This window comes from Anaerofustis stercorihominis (assembly GCF_024623185.1).
GTDB lineage: Bacteria > Bacillota > Clostridia > Eubacteriales > Anaerofustaceae > Anaerofustis.
This window is the reverse complement of sequence record NZ_JANJZK010000002.1, coordinates 119,516-136,870: the sequence shown is the minus strand read 5'-3', so window position 1 is coordinate 136,870 and position 17,355 is coordinate 119,516. Positions and strand designations below refer to the sequence as shown.

The 17,355-nt window shown below is 41.8% G+C and carries 17 protein-coding genes; all 17 read right to left on the bottom strand.

Annotated features, from left to right (window positions below):
* Nucleotides 1–39 precede the first annotated feature (39 nt).
* On the bottom strand, nucleotides 40–1,854 hold the full coding sequence (locus NSA01_RS02300) for a hypothetical protein (protein ID WP_257479901.1): 1,815 nt from the start codon (nucleotides 1,852–1,854) through the stop codon (nucleotides 40–42).
* An 11-nt stretch (nucleotides 1,855–1,865) separates the two neighbouring features.
* A complete protein-coding gene (locus tag NSA01_RS02295; RefSeq protein ID WP_257479900.1) occupies nucleotides 1,866–3,323 on the bottom strand; it encodes a phage tail protein in 1,458 nt (485 codons plus the stop codon).
* Nucleotides 3,320–3,928 carry a hypothetical protein gene (locus tag NSA01_RS02290; RefSeq protein WP_306813827.1) on the bottom strand — a complete coding sequence of 203 codons (609 nt, stop codon included), beginning with the start codon at nucleotides 3,926–3,928 and terminating at the stop codon, nucleotides 3,320–3,322. Before NSA01_RS02290 ends, NSA01_RS02295 begins: the two co-directional genes overlap by 4 nt.
* 38 nt (nucleotides 3,929–3,966) lie before the next feature.
* Entirely contained in the window at nucleotides 3,967–7,152 is a 3,186-nt protein-coding gene (locus tag NSA01_RS02285; RefSeq protein ID WP_257479898.1) for a phage tail tape measure protein, read from the bottom strand.
* A gap of 114 nt (nucleotides 7,153–7,266) precedes the next feature.
* On the bottom strand, nucleotides 7,267–8,550 hold the full coding sequence (gene ltrA / locus NSA01_RS02280) for a group II intron reverse transcriptase/maturase (RefSeq protein ID WP_373887170.1): 1,284 nt from the start codon (nucleotides 8,548–8,550) through the stop codon (nucleotides 7,267–7,269).
* A gap of 730 nt (nucleotides 8,551–9,280) precedes the next feature.
* Nucleotides 9,281–9,655: a hypothetical protein gene (locus NSA01_RS02275; protein ID WP_132226259.1), complete on the bottom strand. Its 375-nt coding sequence runs from the start codon at nucleotides 9,653–9,655 to the stop codon at nucleotides 9,281–9,283.
* 13 nt (nucleotides 9,656–9,668) lie between these two features.
* Nucleotides 9,669–10,244 carry a major tail protein gene (locus tag NSA01_RS02270; protein ID WP_257479897.1) on the bottom strand — a complete coding sequence of 192 codons (576 nt, stop codon included), beginning with the start codon at nucleotides 10,242–10,244 and terminating at the stop codon, nucleotides 9,669–9,671.
* 5 nt (nucleotides 10,245–10,249) lie between these two features.
* The gene (locus NSA01_RS02265; protein ID WP_132226261.1) at nucleotides 10,250–10,567 is read right to left on the bottom strand and encodes a hypothetical protein; all 318 of its coding nucleotides are present in this window, start codon (nucleotides 10,565–10,567) and stop codon (nucleotides 10,250–10,252) included.
* The gene (locus tag NSA01_RS02260; RefSeq protein ID WP_257479896.1) at nucleotides 10,567–10,947 is read right to left on the bottom strand and encodes an HK97 gp10 family phage protein; all 381 of its coding nucleotides are present in this window, start codon (nucleotides 10,945–10,947) and stop codon (nucleotides 10,567–10,569) included. Before NSA01_RS02260 ends, NSA01_RS02265 begins: the two co-directional genes overlap by 1 nt.
* Before the next feature lie 2 nt (nucleotides 10,948–10,949).
* The gene (locus tag NSA01_RS02255) at nucleotides 10,950–11,282 is read right to left on the bottom strand and encodes a phage head closure protein (protein WP_257479895.1); all 333 of its coding nucleotides are present in this window, start codon (nucleotides 11,280–11,282) and stop codon (nucleotides 10,950–10,952) included.
* Nucleotides 11,282–11,554, bottom strand: coding sequence for a head-tail connector protein (locus NSA01_RS02250; RefSeq protein ID WP_178667296.1), 273 nt, complete (start codon nucleotides 11,552–11,554; stop codon nucleotides 11,282–11,284). The genes NSA01_RS02255 and NSA01_RS02250 overlap by 1 nt, the downstream gene beginning before the upstream one ends.
* 131 nt (nucleotides 11,555–11,685) lie before the next feature.
* Nucleotides 11,686–12,876, bottom strand: coding sequence for a phage major capsid protein (locus NSA01_RS02245; RefSeq protein ID WP_257479894.1), 1,191 nt, complete (start codon nucleotides 12,874–12,876; stop codon nucleotides 11,686–11,688).
* Between the two features lie 14 nt (nucleotides 12,877–12,890).
* Nucleotides 12,891–13,718: a head maturation protease, ClpP-related gene (locus NSA01_RS02240; protein ID WP_257479893.1), complete on the bottom strand. Its 828-nt coding sequence runs from the start codon at nucleotides 13,716–13,718 to the stop codon at nucleotides 12,891–12,893.
* Nucleotides 13,636–14,979, bottom strand: a complete 1,344-nt coding sequence (locus tag NSA01_RS02235) for a phage portal protein (RefSeq protein ID WP_257479892.1) — start codon at nucleotides 14,977–14,979, stop codon at nucleotides 13,636–13,638. The genes NSA01_RS02240 and NSA01_RS02235 overlap by 83 nt, the downstream gene beginning before the upstream one ends.
* 23 nt (nucleotides 14,980–15,002) lie before the next feature.
* On the bottom strand, nucleotides 15,003–16,604 hold the full coding sequence (locus tag NSA01_RS02230) for a terminase large subunit (protein WP_257479891.1): 1,602 nt from the start codon (nucleotides 16,602–16,604) through the stop codon (nucleotides 15,003–15,005).
* Nucleotides 16,605–16,668: 64 nt separating this feature from the next.
* Nucleotides 16,669–16,869, bottom strand: coding sequence for a hypothetical protein (locus tag NSA01_RS02225; RefSeq protein WP_132226267.1), 201 nt, complete (start codon nucleotides 16,867–16,869; stop codon nucleotides 16,669–16,671).
* Nucleotides 16,859–17,329, bottom strand: a complete 471-nt coding sequence (locus NSA01_RS02220; RefSeq protein WP_257479890.1) for a gamma-glutamylcyclotransferase family protein — start codon at nucleotides 17,327–17,329, stop codon at nucleotides 16,859–16,861. Before NSA01_RS02220 ends, NSA01_RS02225 begins: the two co-directional genes overlap by 11 nt.
* Nucleotides 17,330–17,355 lie beyond the last annotated feature (26 nt).

Here is a 17,355-nt window from a genome sequence, read left to right as displayed (position 1 = left end):
CTGGCATGATGTCAAAAGTGCCATTCATCACACCTCCCATCAATTAGAAACATCACACTGAAGGGTAAGCAGACTGTCAATATCAGCTGCCGAAAGATAGATGACCTTTCCGGTCTTTGTGAATGTCACTTCTTTTCCGTCCTTGTCCTGTGCATACCAGGTATAAGTAAGGCTTTGCTTTTCCGTAGCGTTTGCCCATGCAGTTCCATTGTATTTCATCAAGGTTACATTCTTTGCCGAGTGGTCAATCTTATACCAGAAATCTCCTGACTTTGGAGCAGAGGGTGCTGTTTCACTGATATTGCCAAGCAACGCATCAACCTCCTGCTGATTGGTTCTTACAATAATGTATGGAACAAGACCTCCAAGATTATTCTTTACTGTAAACCCGCCAATAGAAAGCATCTCTGAAATATACGGATCTGACTTATCCTCAACGGTAATTACATCAACATAGGTCTTGCCTGAATAAGTCATAGTACACCTGTAGGACTGAATATTTATGATATCAGCTCCTGAAACAGTAAGTGTTGATGCTGTTGCATTGCTAATATTTTTCCATGCACCACCTGAGTATTTTGCCCACTGATAAGTTGCATTTGTGATAGCTGTTGAACCCAAATATGCAGATGTAGCAAGAGTAAGAGTTCCAGACTGATTCTGTACGATTGTTCCATGCGGAGCATATACAGAGAACACAACAGCTGACGAGCCATTACTTCCTGCCTTTGATTTAGTCCAAGTGAATACCTTTGTTACAGACTTTCCTGAAATCGTAAAAGTAAGCACGATATCTCCAGTAAGTACAGATGCATTGCCTAAATCAGAAGATGCTGCTACTGAAAGTTCAACCTTTCCTGCTACAGATGCTGTTGATGCTGTATTTGTTTTAAGTGTGATACCCGTTGGAAGTGTTCCTACTGTGCAGGTTGTTGATGTCTGCGTAATGCCTACATATCCGGTAAATGGAATACTGATAGTAGCCGCAGCTGCCGTTTTTCCTGCTGATGTACAGGCAATAGTCTGTGTTTCATTGCCAAGAATAACTGAAATACCACCACTGCCTGTAGAACCCGGATTACCTTTATCACCCTTTGCACCATCATAAATCTTACTGATGGAAATCGTGTCAAATACATCTGCATCAGAAGTTGTTACCCTAATCTGTGCCACGTTATTGTTAAACACAGCATGACCTGGCTTTACAACTAAAGTTCCTCCTGTAATGCTTGTGTTATCTGATGTGCTTGGATAATCTGCCCAAGCACCGGAACTGTTCTTATACTGCCATTTGCCAACAGTCACACCCTGCATCTGCGCAGTAAGAGTGGCTTGAGATGCACCTACTAAAACAGACGAGGTATTATACTTAAAAACATACGTATCACTTGTCACATAGCAAAGTTTTGCATTAGTGGCATTCTTTACGAGAGTGTAAGTAATATCCGAAGAAATATTGATGGTGTTCTTCGTTTCTGCATCATAGTAACTGATATAGCAGATGTATGTAATCATCCCGGAAGCCGATGCAGCAAGCTTGTTTGCATTGACCGTAAGTACACCCTTATTGACTGTTTCCTCGGATGAGAGAGCCGTTTCTGATGCCACCCCATCTTTTCTTTTCCATGTAATTGTTACTCCTGTAGCTGTTGGAGATACATTTGTCTGGTCAAGGAAGAGAACCGGAGTAAGCACAAGATTTGAAGTTATCCAGTTTGGTGCGTATTCATGTGGCAGCACATTTGGATCTTCACTTTGTGTTTTCGGAAGATTTGAAGTAATGTATGCCGACAGCTTTCGCTGATCTGTAATATCAACGAAAGTCTGCTGGCTCGAAGTTAAAATTGTACCCATATGAAAGCCTCCTATAAATTGATTTCACAATAAAAGGACGCATTGTCATATACGTCCTCGGTAGTGATTGTTATTTGCTTTTTTCCTATGTGGCTTTTATCCCACTCTATATCTGCCTCTTCATCAGAGGACTTTCTATGCCATACAAAACACTCTGCATCAAGTGTATCCGTGATGTCTTTATCCCAGGAATAGACTTTACATCGCATTGTGCTTGCCTGACCTTTATTTTTGAAGATATTCACTCCATCAACCACAAGTTCTGTACGGTACATTTTCTGTGCATTAATGGTATCAATCTCACCGCTGATTGTTTCGATCTTATAGGTCTTGCCAAGAAGATCATCTTCAATGGCAGCTATATTTTTATCCTGCTTAACCGTAGATGCAGAAAGTGTTACACCACTTGCTCCGATGGTTATGGTATTGCCGGAAGGATTCAGATAATCCCGTGTTCTGCTCACACAAAGATAAGTTCCGTTAATACCATGTGGCTTTGAGATACACTCTACATACATCCTGGCACGGATATCTCCAATATCAGCGCCAGTATCGGATTCATCCACGATTGTAAGCTGAATACTGGTAACTCCATTCACAAGGTCGAATAGTCTTGATTTTGCTTTCTTTAGAAGATTGCCTGGAAGAGTCACATCATCCCATACCTCAGACTTCCAAATCCAACCAATTTCTTTTACTGCTGCATCGTCATAGATGTAATTCTTGCCACCATTCACGGAAGTAATATCTACTCGGTCTTCACTCTGTGTTTCGTTGCCATTTTCATCAGTCACTGTCTTCTTTGCTCCGAGTGGAATAAGAACTGTGACTCTTTCGGTATGATCTCTTGTAATCTTCACATCCGTGATATTCTTACCAAACTCTACGGTCTGCATTGACTTTGTTTTGAAGTCAGAAAGATAATCGAGATACTTTCCATCGCTCTCATATCTGACCTGCAGATAGCCACCGTGCGTATTGATAAGCTTATTCTTGATGGTGTCCATCGTCATCGTAAAATCGGAACTGCTGTAGGAAACATAGTCATTGTTATCCGTAACCGTCACATTACCTACTTTGAATTTCTTCTGGTCTTCCACACTCTTGTTATGAACAGAAATAAACTGTTCAAACAGACCTTTCAGCGATCCCTTATATGAAAAAGGTGGCTGCATGGTATCTTTCAGATAAGCAAGTGCTGATTCGCAAGTCCAGGTATGTGTGTTATAAAAGTCCGAACCATTATCCAATGCTCTGCCTTCAAACACTACATTCTCACCCTTCTTGCATACGATAATCGATGCCATAGGCTTGATGGAATCAATGTATGGATGATTAAACGGTGCTGACAGTTTAAGGCTGTCGATGTTTGCAGCATCTTCGCTTACCCGTGCCTGCGTGATTGCAAGCTTTGAAAGGTTGGGATGATAAAACAAAGCACCGTCAACATAAACTCTGAAAATACTCATACGCATCCCTCCCTGTATCTGAATGTTGTAGTTCCACTTCCAGTTACCTTTACGGAGTTCGTTCCGTGTGATAACTGCAGTTCAGGAAACTCCCATGTTCCGGCACTGACTGTTTTGTTAAATGTGTCTGTTCCAATCTTCCAGGTAAGCTTTGTTTCTGCCGTTGTAGTAATCACAGGTATTACAGGCATATAGTCATTTTGAAGACTGACAGTAGCATTTCCTGATACGATTACCTCCGTCACATCTGTGTGATATCTATACGAATCCGCATCAGAGCATTCAATTACAAGTTCGCCTCTGCCTTCAAGCGGATCATAGGAAGGTGTAAGCTGAAGTGTTCCAATCGAATACAGTCCGGGTTCTTCACTGCAGATGACTTTCGCAAGTCTTCCTGAAAACTGATTGCCTACAGACTTTACAAGTTCGTTGAATTTCTTTCTTGTTCCAAGCATAGACAAATTAACAGTAAAGGCTCTGGGTTCAAATGATACCGAACCAAGAGCCTCTGTAAATCTTATTGGAGAATTGCGACCGGGAACAACCACAGTTTCTGTCTGCGATTTAGGAATTGGAAAATCGATGTTCTCACGAATCCATCCCATTCTTGACATTGAAATATCGTTAATATAAATATCCGGTATCATAACGAAAGCCTCCTTGTCAATTTTGTATTTTTACCAAGTCCGTCATCAATTGCCGGAAGAAGATGTCCGACAAGTGTTCCATCGTCAAGATAGATACCCTTTGAACTGTTATCCGCAATAATGGCCAAGTACTTCTCCATAGAAGTCATGTTTAATCTGCTGTCAATCATTGCCTCAAGCTGCTTGTAAAAGCCTGAAAGCGGCAGGATTGCCTCTGCACCTGCCTCGCCACCAACCATCATGGAACTTCCATTCATACCGAATGCTGTAGGTTTTGTCATAATACCACCATCTTTATACCAATCAATAGAAAGATGAGGAACGGAAGGCGGTGCAATTGACAACTTACCTGTTACCTTGAAGTGTGGCAACTTAATCTTCGGCAAAGAAATCTTCATACCGGAGAAAAATCCTTTAATGGCATCAACCATACTTTTGATTTTATCCTTTGTCGCCTGGATAGGTGTTGTAATGGCGTTCTTAATTCCATTCCATACGGAAGTGGCCGTACTCTTGATACTATTGAATACAGAAGTTACAGTGCTTTTCACAGAATTAAATACTGTGAATACCGTATTCTTCACAGCATTGATTGGTGTCGTGATTGCTGTTTTAATAGCATTCCATACTGTTGTTGCTGTTGTCTTAATTGCATTGAATACCGTGGTTACAACCGTTTTGATAGTATTAACCACCGTAGTGACAACCGTTTTGATTGCATTCCATACTGTAGAAAATACCGTCTTTATTGCATTCAAAACTGTACTAATCATTGTAGATACTGCATTGATTACTGTTGTCACCTTGCTCTTGATTGCATTCCATACGGAAATAATTATTTCCTTACAGTTCTCCCAGATAAATCGGAATGGAAGTGTAATAATATCAAAAGCAGCCTCAAAAAATGATGCTATAAACATCACCGCAGTTGTAACAACATTCTTGATGCCTTCCCAAAGTCCTGAAAAGAAAGTGGCAATTCCTGTCCAAAGATTTACAAAGAAATCCTTGATACCAGTCCACACTTCATTCCACCTAGTTCCGAACCACCCAAGAACAACATCTGCTATTCCTTTCAGAACATTCATAATATTTATAAACGAGTTGGCAATGAAGTTCCAAATGGATAAGAAGATGCCTTTTACTCCTTCCCATACTTGTGACCAATTACCTGTAAAGATACCGATAAATACATCTAGGATTCCTGTGATAATTCCGAAAGTTTCCTCTAATACATTTGCTATGTATGTAAACACTCCTTCAAAAATCGGAGCAAGGAAATTACAAAATCCATCCCATACCGTTTTGATTACTTCTGTGATATCTTCAAAGTTGAATCCTAATGCGTTTAATCTATCCACAATACCCTGCGTGAAACTATCAAAGATACCTTTGATTCGATTCCATATTGCAGTTACATTCTTACGGAAATCTTCATTCGTTTTCCAAAGATGTACAAAGGCTGCTACCAATACTGCAATGATAGCCACAACAGCTACCACAGGTGCAGAAATGCCTCCAATCGCAACACCAACCTTTCCCATCATACCGGATAGTCCTCCGGCATTAGAAATAAGACTCGTTATCTTCAGTCCAAACTTACTGAATGCCTGAATGACCACACCAATTTTTGAAATAACCGTACCTAAGATTACAAGTGCCGGTCCCAGTGCTGCTACAAATAGACCAATTTTAACAATGACCTGTCTTTGACTCTCATCAAGATTATTCAGCCAATCCACGAAGGACTGAATCTTTGCTACGATGTTTTTAATCATTGGCATAAGTGCATCACCAATGGAAATTGCAAAACCCTCTACTGCAGACTTTAAGATCGTAAGCTGACCAGACAAGTTATCAAGCTGAGTGTCTGCCATCTGCTGTGCTGCTCCGCCACTGTTTTCAATGGCAGTCTGCAAATCTGTCCAGGTATCACCTGTATTTGCAAGCAGTGCATTTACAGAAGAAAGATCTGTTTTATTAAAAATCTTACTGATGATATTTGCCTTTTCCTCAGCAGTCATACCATCCATGCTCGTATTCAGATCTCCAAGTATATCGTTCAGTGAACGCATATTTCCTTCGGAGTCATAAACAGACAGACCAAGTGCCTCCATCTGAGCAGCTGCTGTGTCAGTTGGACTTTGCAATGACAGAATGACGTTACGAAGGTGCGTACCGCCCTCTGCTCCCTTGATACCATTATTCGCTAAGATACCAAGTGCTGTATTTAATTCTGCAGTTCCGCCTTTGACTGTCTTTGCTGTTGCACCGATAGTTAAAATTCCCTCACCAAGCTGTCCTACAGAGGTATTTGTGCTTGATGCAGTCTTCGCCATCTGATCGACCATCTTGTTTGCATCAGAGGTTTTCATTCCAAGGGCAGACATCGCATCAGTAACCATATCCGATGCTGATGCAAGATCAAGTCCACCAGCCGCTGCAAGGTTAAGTACAGTCGGAAGTGTATCAGCCATTTCCTGCGTGTCATATCCGGCAAGGGCAAGGTAGTTTAATGCCTCAGCACATTCACTGGCAGAAAACGCAGTCTTGGATCCCATCTCTTTTGCAAGGTCAGACAGTGCGTCCATTGTATTCACGGACTGACCATCAAGAGTTGACATGGAATCTTTTGTAATACCCATCGTAGCCTGAACCTGGCTCATGGAACTTTCAAAGTCTGCTGCCGTCTTTACAGCAGCCCCACCCATTGCAGTAACTGCAGCAGATGCCACAGATACTTTCTTACCTACATTTGTGACTCCATTACCGAAGGTTTCTACTTTAGAACCAACCTCTCCGATTTTCGTAAGCGTCTGATTAGTCTTGGATGCCTGTGATTCAAGCTTTTTAAGTTCAGCCTCTGTCTCAGCAATTTCCCTTTGAAGGGCATCATATTGTGCTTGTGTGATTTCTCCCTTTTGCAGCTGCACATTAGCTTGCTGTGCTGCTGTCTTTAGGGTTGATAGCTTTTCTTTTGTTTCTCCGATTGCCTGGGTAAGAAGTTTCTGTTTCTGGGCAAGCAGAGTTGTATTTGTAGGGTCAAGTTTCAGAAGTTTCTCAACATCCTTAAGAGCAGACTGTGTACTTTTGATCTGTCCGTTGACCCCTTTTAATGCTGTTTGTAGTTTAGTGGTATCTCCGCCAATCTCAACGGTTATACCTTTGATTCTATTTGCCATTGGCAGATACCTCCTTCAACAATCGAGTAGGAGAAAATAAATAATTTGTTTATTTATTTTCGACCTCTCACACCACCGGGCAAGCCGTTCGGCACACGGCGGTTCAAATCTATACTAAATATGTTTTAACTGATATTGGTCTAGTAATGATACTAGGCCATTATATTTTAATACTTCGTTTCTAAGTGCATAACTTAATGGTTGTGATATGGCTATCCTTGCATATCCTTTTCTTGAATACGCTGTTCTTGTTGCCCTATTCTCATTCACTCCCAACTTCATCATCATTCTGATTCTCTTTTGGGGTGTTTTCCATTGTTTCCATATGCACATTCTTATCCTAAATCGTAGCCAACTATCTATTTGCTTACACTTCTTTTTGAAATTTCCTATCTTATAGTAGTTTACCCATCCTACTATAAGTTGTTTAACCTTTAGAAATCTATACCCTAGACTTACCGACCAACTTCTTGATGTTAACTTCTTTATTTTAGCTTTTAATTTTACTATTGATATCTTATGTGGCTTTGCCTTATATACTCCGCCCGCTTTATAGTCTTTGTAAAATCCAAATCCTAGGTACTTGATGTCATTTGGTTTACTTACTTTGCTTTTCGTCATGTTGACTTTTAGTCCTAATTTACCTTCTATGAACTTTGATACATTCCTCATGACTCTGTCTGCTGCTTTTGATGAATGCACCAATATAATACAGTCATCTGCATATCTTACAAACTTAAGTCCTCTTGTTTCTAGTTCTATATCTAGTTCATTAAGCACTACGTTACTTAGTAGTGGCGATAAATTTCCTCCCTGAGGTGTTCCTATGACTGATTCCTTATATTCATTATCTATCATAATCCCACTCACTAGAAACTTTCTTATTAGCGATACGATTTCTCCATTTTTGACATTCTTCATAATCAATGAGATAAGCTTGTCATGATGTACATTGTCAAAGAATTTCTCCAGGTCTATATCTACTACCCACTCATATCCATCATTCATATATTCAAGTGCTTTGATGATTGCCATTTCACAACAGCGATTTGGTCTAAATCCATAACTTGAATCACTGAATATAGGTTCGTAGATTGGCGTAAGAACCTGCACTATCGCTTGTTGTATAACTCTATCAATGACTGTTGGAATCCCTAAGTTTCTTGTTCCACCATTGTCCTTGGATATCTCTATTCTTCTTACAGGACTTGGTTTGTACTTTCTTGCCCTTATTTGTTCCCTTATGTTATCTAGATTTTCTTCAAGATATCCTTTAAGCTCACTAATAGTCATACCATCAATACCAGGTGCTCCTTTATTTCTTTTGACCTGTTTATATGCTTCCATGATATTTTCATCACTAAGCATATTTTCTAATAATGTGTTATCAGTTTTCAATATTCGTTACCTCCATTTCTTCGCTTATCCATGCACTAACTTCCATTTTCATCCGTTCTTTGTCTACTCATGGCACTAGTTTTCCTCATATCCCAAGACCATGCATGAATACAAATTCAATTTTTAATAACTGATAGATTTGTTCAGTCCTTCACTCCATTACCATTACAGTAACTTCTTCGCTACTACGACCTCAGCTGACTTCTTGTGATTCGTTGTTACTAGGAATTATCTCCCTCACAAGACCTCCCGGGATAAGGTCATATCTCTTTCCCTCCATATATCCGCCATATTTACATATAACAGTCCTCTTCCGCAATCTCTTATGACTTCGTGTTGTTTGGCACACTCATCCCCGTTATATGCCTGATATGATTCGTGTTCCTCGGACCGGAGTTTTGCCTCCATCTTCTTTCAGATTCCACCTCACGATGGACACCCTTGATATTGGCTAGTGGTTGGCAGTTGCGACATCGCCCCCACAGTGGACTTGCACCACCTAGATATATGCCATGCCCGGCATACCAAAAAGGACTCCTGCTATAAGCAAAAGTCCCATTGCAATATTATTAGAATTTGTCGAAGTCCTCCTGAGTTGCCACATTGTCATACTTGTAGGAATCATTTCCTTTTTCTGTCCAGATATCCATTACCATTCCTATGGTAAGGTAATCCAGATCTTTGATGGAAAGCCCTATCTCAAGACAACGAAGGAGGAACAGCGGTGTTGTCATCTCCCTGCTACTGCGTTTAAGTTTTTTTTAGACTCAATATCAGTAATAAGGTTTGTACCCCAAAGTGCAAGGATTTCTGGCAGAACCTCGTAAATGGAAAACATCTCGAACTGATCAAGCCAGTCATCAATATTTGCCGGAATCGTATGGTCTGCATGGTAGGCCATGATGTAGGCTACATTCTCGAAGATTTCAAGATCATCAATTGCGAACTCCTCACCATCTTCCTTGCTCCCCTTATACGAACTCTCAAGTTTTGCTAAATCCTTGAAAATATCTCTCTTGAATTTGGCACGATAAAGACGAGGCACTGTTGCAGAAGAACGGAATGCTACTTCTTTACCACCGACATTAATAACCTTTTTAAGCATATGCTACTCCTCCTTAACCTACAGTATCCTTGGCAACAGGAATGTACACGTTCTTATACCAGTTGCTGTATGTTGTCTCATCAGTTGCATCCCCGGTTCTTGACTTAACAAGACCATCCTCTCTAGGATCAGCTGTAAGAGATAACTTCTCTGTACCAGGCTCGATTGCATCTTCTTTAGTTTCAGACTCGATAGAAGGACGAGATGCACTGCAGTTATAAAGGACATGACGGATGCATCTTACATCACCATCAAACTCGAATAACAATGCGAATTTCTCCATCTCTGTGACAGTAGCACTCTCAACAAGAACACCGTTCTTATCAAGTGCCTCTTTTAAGATTTCAGTTCTGAACCATTCAGGAATAAGTGCAATCTCAAGGTCACCACTGTAACCGTTATTTGCAGTAGAACGGAAATACACGATACCATCTGCATAGAAGGGACTGGAATCACCCTCGGCATCCAAGCTGATACTTACTGCACCAGGGATTGCTTTAGGAGTTTCATATGTGTACTCACCATCTTCTGTTTTTGTCAGCTTTGCAGCATGAACATTTTTAAGGTTGTATTTTACTTTATTACCCATAGCTTTTATGCCTCCATTTCAAATGAATATAGGACTTCATACATCTTTTCACTCTCAATCCATGTTTCCAAACGGTCATAAAAAATGCCGTGACTGTCAAGCACGGATTCAACTTTCTGTTCTACCGACAAGTCCTTCAAATCGGTATACAGTTCTATATGAACTTCGTTTACCTTCAAATACACTCTTCCGTCAGCTGCAAAGTTATCACTGCCGGGCAAGAGATAGCAGATAAACGGTGGATCTGGACTTTCTCCCTCTGCAAAATGGTCATATGCAAACGGAATGTCCATTTCTTTAATAATCTGTAACAGTTCTTCCATCACATACCTCCAAGTGCTCTTGCGATTTCTGTTTCCAATGTTTCAATCGCATTCTCTTCTGCCTGGGCAATGTGGGGTCTTGCAGCCACTCTTCCGCCACCACGTTTTGCGTGGCCGTGTTCAAGAAGATGGGCAAGCTGATATCGGTTCTTGGAATGCACCGTCAGTTCAAGTGAATTTGAAGTTTCCTTCGTTTTCTTGACCGACCAGCTCTTCGCATAGGCACCCGTATCCTTTGGAGCAGATGCAGCGATACCTTTCCTTACTGTATTTCCTGCCTTCCTTACAGATTTCTTCAAGTCATCTGTGGCCAAATCAGCATACTCCTTGAGGCCGTTCATGATTTCATCTGCAAGGTTATCAATCTTTACATTTGTCATCACTATCTCCTCACTTTCTCACATTTCAGTTTCAGGCATTTCTTCTTGTAGTTCATGTGGTCAACAGACACGATATTATATAAAGAGCCTTCAAAAAGAACTCTGTGCTTTGTAATATCCAGGTCTGCGAGTGCCCTGCAGTATCTGACTGTAAATGAAACATCAGAATCATCTACTATAAGACCTGCCACACTCTTTTCAGAACCACCTTCGCCACTTACGGTTGCAAAGCAGGTGTAATAGTCAGTCCAGATATTCTTATGATTGCCGATGGCATCTACAACAGTTTCATTCTTCTGTACCGTAATCTTCACATTCAAAAGTGCAATATCCATCAGAACACACTCCTTCTTACACCTTCAAGCAGGGAGCGAAGGGAAATGGTCAGCTGATGATGGTCTGCATCTTCTCTGTGTTCATACAGATAGGCAACTGCGTACATGACAGCAATCTTGGATGATGGAATCGCACCCAGTTCATCCACGGATAACCTGGCTATATCTGCACAGAGGTTCTGCCCGGTTGTGATGAAACTTTCGATAAGTGCATCATCGTCATCAAAGTCCACTCGAAGGTAACCCTTCATCTCATCAAGATTTACAATCATATCTATCACCACCTAATAATCAGTGACACCTTATGACTGGCATTCCCTATATCTATATATAGGCTTTAATTTTTTATCCCTATAGAAAAGGATAGTAAATAGCCGTCATAGGGTGTCACACTTATTTATTCTTAACCCTTAGTAGTTGCAGTTTCTTCCTTAAGCTTTAAGATCTGTACTGCTTCAGGAAGGATAAGCTTACCATCGACTCTTTCCTTGGCTACATAACCAACCATGCCGTTACCAGCGAAAAGTTCACGAAGTTCTGCAAAAGAACGAGAACCACGGTCACCGATGTTGTAGTAACTATAATCACCGAATGCAATCGCATTTGTAGGTGCAAAAGCAGAAGTGTGAACAGCATAACCAAGCACTCTGTCAGGGTCTCCTTCCTTGTAAGAAGGCTGCCAGATATATGCTCCGTTGTTGTCCTTAAGCTTTCTGATAGAAGCCAATGTTGCATCATTCATGATGAAAGATGCGTTCTTACGATAAGGTCTCTTAAGACCATATACCAAATCGATAAGGTCATCGGACTTGATAGCTGCAGTAAGAGTTGCTGCAATCTGACCACCACCGTTTGCTGCGAAGATACCAGTAGGCTTTCCAGTACCATTACCGTTAAGGAATGCATCCTCTTCGGCATTTGCTAAAGCCTTACCGAACTGAGTGATGATGTAGTTTTCAAGACCGAAGGCATTGTCATAAAGCAACTCTTCAGTAACCTTGATTGCTACATGAAGCTTGTAGGCATCAAGATAAATCTGGTCGAATGTTGCATCACCAAAAGATAATGCTCCACCTTCCTCAATCCATGCTGCTGCAGGCTTGGTAGCTGCGATGTTGATTTTGTGCTGACCTGCAGTAGTAATCTTTGTAGCAAGGCTACGCATGATGTTCTCACCATCAAGCACATCAATAAGTCTGCGGTCATACTCTTCCGGCACAAGGTAGCCACCATCGGCATCTACACCTTCCTGAAGTACATTGCTTACATTACGGAAATTAGAACGCATTGCAGAAAGCATCGCATCCTTATAAGCATCGGAAGCACGACCCTTCTTTACTTCCTTGGCATCACCCATAAAAGGCTTACCGGTAATCGGAGAATTAACAGGCTTTGCAAGTTCTGCTTCTCTGCGTTCTGCTCTCTGCTGACGGTCGATAGCAGCTGTCAAATCCTCGATTTCCTTCTCCATCTTGTTGTAGGTTGCTGTATCCTCATCGGAAAGCACACCATTCTTGTCTTCGTGAGTTTCCACAAAGTTCTTTGCAGTTTCCCACACTTTTGCTCTTTTTTCGATTAAATCCTTAATAGTCATAATAGAATTCCTCCTTAAATGAATTTCTTAATAAAGTCCAGACGCTCCTTAATCTCTTTTGCAGAAGTGCCTTTGTTTGTAGGTACAGAAATCTCTGCCTGCTTTGTTACGGTTTCTTTAGACTGGACATAGTGTTTTTCTAGCTTGTTCATAAGAGCGTTGTTTACCGCCTTGCGTGAAAAAAGCATCGAATCGGAAGGTTTCTTTTCCTTCTCTTCGGTGCTTTCATCATCTTCATCCTCTTCTTCGGGATCAGTATTCGGTTTTGTTTCTGCTCTTGTAATGATGTCATCAGCAAAGCCAAGTTCAACAGCCTTGTTGGCATCCATCCAGGTTTCGGCATCCATCAAGTGACTAAGTTTCGACCTTGAAAGACCAGTCTTAATCACATAGGCATTGATAATGGACTCTTTCACTTCTGCAAGCATATCGATTGCTTTTTGCATTTCTGCATGGTCACCAAATGCTACGGTTGCAGGATTATGAATCATCATCATTGAAACAGGGGACATAAGTACCATATTTCCTGCCATTGCAATGACCGATGCTGCTGATGCTGCAATACCGTCAATCTTTACTGTGACATTTCCTTTGTACTGTGTGAGCATATTGTAGATTTGAGCCGCAGCCACACAGTCACCACCCGGAGAGTTGATCCATACTGTAATGTCTCCACTTCCGGCATTTAACTCATCCTTGAATAACTGCGGTGTGACATCATCATCAAACCAGCTTTCCTCAGCAATAGTGCCGTGTAACTCAAGGACTCGCTCTGCGACTTCTTCGTTTTCCTGGTTCAGAGTTTTTCGACTCTTCCAGTTCCAGAACTTCTTGTTCTTCATCTGCTTTCTCCTCTCCGTCTGATGTATCCGGGCTTGCAGCAAAGATACCTGCATCTTCAAGCTTGGTCATGTTGCCGTTGATAAGGTAAAGGTCACCACCGAGTTCTGCAGGAATCCTGTCGAGATTCTCAAGTTCCCTTATGTCATTGGCAGACATCCAGCCATTCTGTCTTGCAGTGGCATAACCGTTCATACGGCTCTGATAGTCACCACGAAGAAGTCCGTCTACATTAAACTTGATAAAATAATTCTGTTTTTCCTCTGCTGTTAACAGAGAACGAGCCATATTCTGCTCCCACCTTGAAACCCAAGGGTCAAGAGTGTATTTCACAAATTCAAGTGACTGCTGCTCAATATTAGAAAAGCTCGACTTCTCAAGGTCACCTACCATATGGGGAGGTACTCTGAAAATTCGAGCAATCTCATCTATCTGAAATTTTCTTGTTTCTAAAAACTGTGCTTCGTTCGGAGAAATGGAAATCGGTGTGTACTTCATTCCTTCTTCCAGGACGGCAACCTTATGTGAATTTGCACTTCCACCAAAAGTCTGTGACCAGCTATCCCTGACCTTTGATGGGTCTTTAAGAGTTCCCGGATGTTCCAGGACACCACTCGGTGCAGCACCATTCGCATAGAACTTACTTCCATACTCTTCTGCTGCGATTGCAAGACCGATAGCATTCTTGGCCATAGCAATTGGCGAGTAGCCCACAAGACCGTCAAAGCCAAGTCCTGGAATATGCATTACTTCATCAGGTACAAGTTTAACTGTTGCTCCCTTATTTGTAGGAGCATCATCTGAACTTACCTGGTATTCGTAATACAGATGTCCGTGTTCATCTCTATCAACTTTCATTCTGTCCGGCATAAGAGGATACAAAGCAATAATCTCACCCTTGCCGTTCCTGATGATCTGTGCATAGGCATTGCCCCACAATAACAGATGGGTCATGAGCGTTTCCCTGAAAACAAAGCTTGTCATCTCCGGGTTAGGTTCATCATGCAACAGCATATATAAAGGATGATCTACAGCTTTTACCTTGCTGCCGTTATCTCCATATTTATAAAAATGCAATGGCAGGCTTGCTACCGCTTCGGACAGGATACGCACACAGCTGTAAACTGCAGTCATCTGCATTGCCGAGCGTTCATTCACTCGTTTGCCACTTGTACTGTTTCCCATAAAAAAGCTGTAGGCACTGCCACTTGTTCTGTTTGTGGGTGCATCTCTTGTCCTGAACAAGCCTTTGAGAATTCCCATTCCAATCACCTTACCTTTCTTAACTAAAATACCAATAAGCCTCGTGTATCGTAGACTGATTCGGTCACTTCATTACCACATCTGATTGCTCTGTCAAGCGCCATGATTGTTGCAATGGCACCGTCAATCTTTTCAGTCGATTTTTCCTTATCTGCCTTGATGTTTCCTGCAGGATCAGTACGAATAAAGATGTTGTCCATATTCCAACGAAGGACTGGATGACCACCATGTGCAATTCTTTGTTCAAGCACAAGCTTCATCAGTTCCTTGGTCGGTGGACTCATATCCTTGAATCCCTGTCCGAAAGGCACAACGGTAAATCCCATGCCTTCCAAATTCTGAACCATCTGTACTGCTCCCCAACGGTCAAAGGCAATCTCTCTGATGTTGAATCTCTCACCAAGACTTTCTATGAAATTCTCGATGTAGCCATAGTGAACAACATTTCCTTCGGTTGTCTGCAGATAGCCTTTTCGCTCCCACAGATCATAGGGAACATGGTCTCTTCGCACTCGAAGGTCAAGAGTGTCTTCCGGCACCCAGAAATAAGGAAGAACGATATATCTGTCATCCTCATCAAGTGGTGGAAACACAAGCACGAATGCCGTGATATCGGTTGTACTGGATAAGTCCAGTCCGCCGTAACATACACGACCTTCCAGGTCATCTTCATTAACGGCAAAGTTGCAGGCATCCCACTTTTCCATCGGCATCCATCGTACCGACTGTTTTACCCACTGATTAAGTCTTAGCTGTCTGAAGGAGTTTTCTTCTCCGGGATTCTGTTTTGCAGAGTCACAGGCAGTTTTTACTTTTTCTATGGCAACTGTGATGCCAAGTGATGGATTTGCTTTCTTCCATACTTTAGGGTCTGTCCAGTCTTCCGATTCATCTGCACCATAGATAACGGAATAAAAGGTAGGGTCAACTTTTCTGCCTGCCTCAATATCTAAAGCCTTCTGGTGTATCTCATAGCAGATGGAGTTCGTATCATTCCCGGCTGTTGTAATAAGAAAATACAACGGCTGCATACGGGCATCACCCGAACCCTGGGTCATTACATCATAGAGTTTTCGATTTGGCTGGGTGTGCAACTCATCAAAGATTACTCCGTGTGTATTGAAGCCATGCTTGTTTGCAACATCCGCCGACAGAACCTGGTAGGAACTGTTGGTAGGCTTATAGATGATCTTCTTCTGCGATTCCAGTATCTTCACTCTTTTCATAAGAGCCGGGCAGAACCTTATCATATCAACGGCAACATCAAATACGATTTTTGCCTGGTTTCTGTCTGCTGCACATCCGTACACTTCTGCTCTTTCTTCTCCATCACCACATAAAAGAAGAAGTGCAACGGCAGCTGCAAGTTCCGATTTTCCCTGTTTCTTGGGAATTTCAATATAGGCTGTATTGAACTGTCTGTATCCGTTTGGTTTCAGCACACCGAACAGATCCCTTATAATCTGTTCCTGCCAGTCTATAAGTTCAAATTTCTTTCCAGCCCACGTTCCTTTGGTATGGCGTAGTTCCTCAATAAAGCTGACAGCATAATCCGCCATCTGCTCATCGTAATGAGAAGACTTCGCCATAAGCTTCGTGGGTTTATACTTTTTCAGTTTTCTCATTCGCCATCACCTCCACGAAAAAAGGCCCCCTGGTGGAGTCCCAAAAAGTATTCTTTTTCAGTTGTTACTGTCCCATACAGCTATGAATGGTGTTCAGGATTTCTTCCTGCTCATCCTTGTCCACACCGATGCTTTCAAGAGCTTCTCTTGTTCCACAGTCGGGGCAGATATAGGTTTCGTTGTCCACTCTTGAAAGAGCCGGACTTCCGTGATATTCCTTGCCACATTTAGGGCAGATTGCAATTCTTCTGACTTCAGTCTTCATGTGTATCCCTCCTGCTTATTCTGATCGCATCGAACAGGTACTTCTCATCAAATCCAAAGGCTCGGTATCCGTCAAGGCAGGTGTTCACATAATACCAGCTTGGGATTCCAAGTTCTCTTTCTTCATGCATGATGTAGACAAAAGCATCTCGCCTTCGCACCTTTCCCGTTCTGATGCCTTTGATATCCAGGGTCATTTCCTTTTTGTAATAGAAGTTTGGATATCCTTCGTAACGGTCGAGTGCTTTCTCATCGGTCTCGGTAACTTTCCATATTACAACGGGAACTTCAGCACCTTCCATAGGTTCAATGGTAAGGTATGAACCTGTCTTGCTGCCTTTGAATAAAAGCTGATAGTCTTCAATGACCGATGTTCCAATAATCCTTGCACCTGGACATCGCATTCTCATCTGTGGGATGTTCAGGTTGCTGCCATAGGCAATGTAGTATCGTTTACTCATATGGTTTCCATCCTTTCTGAAGGGGA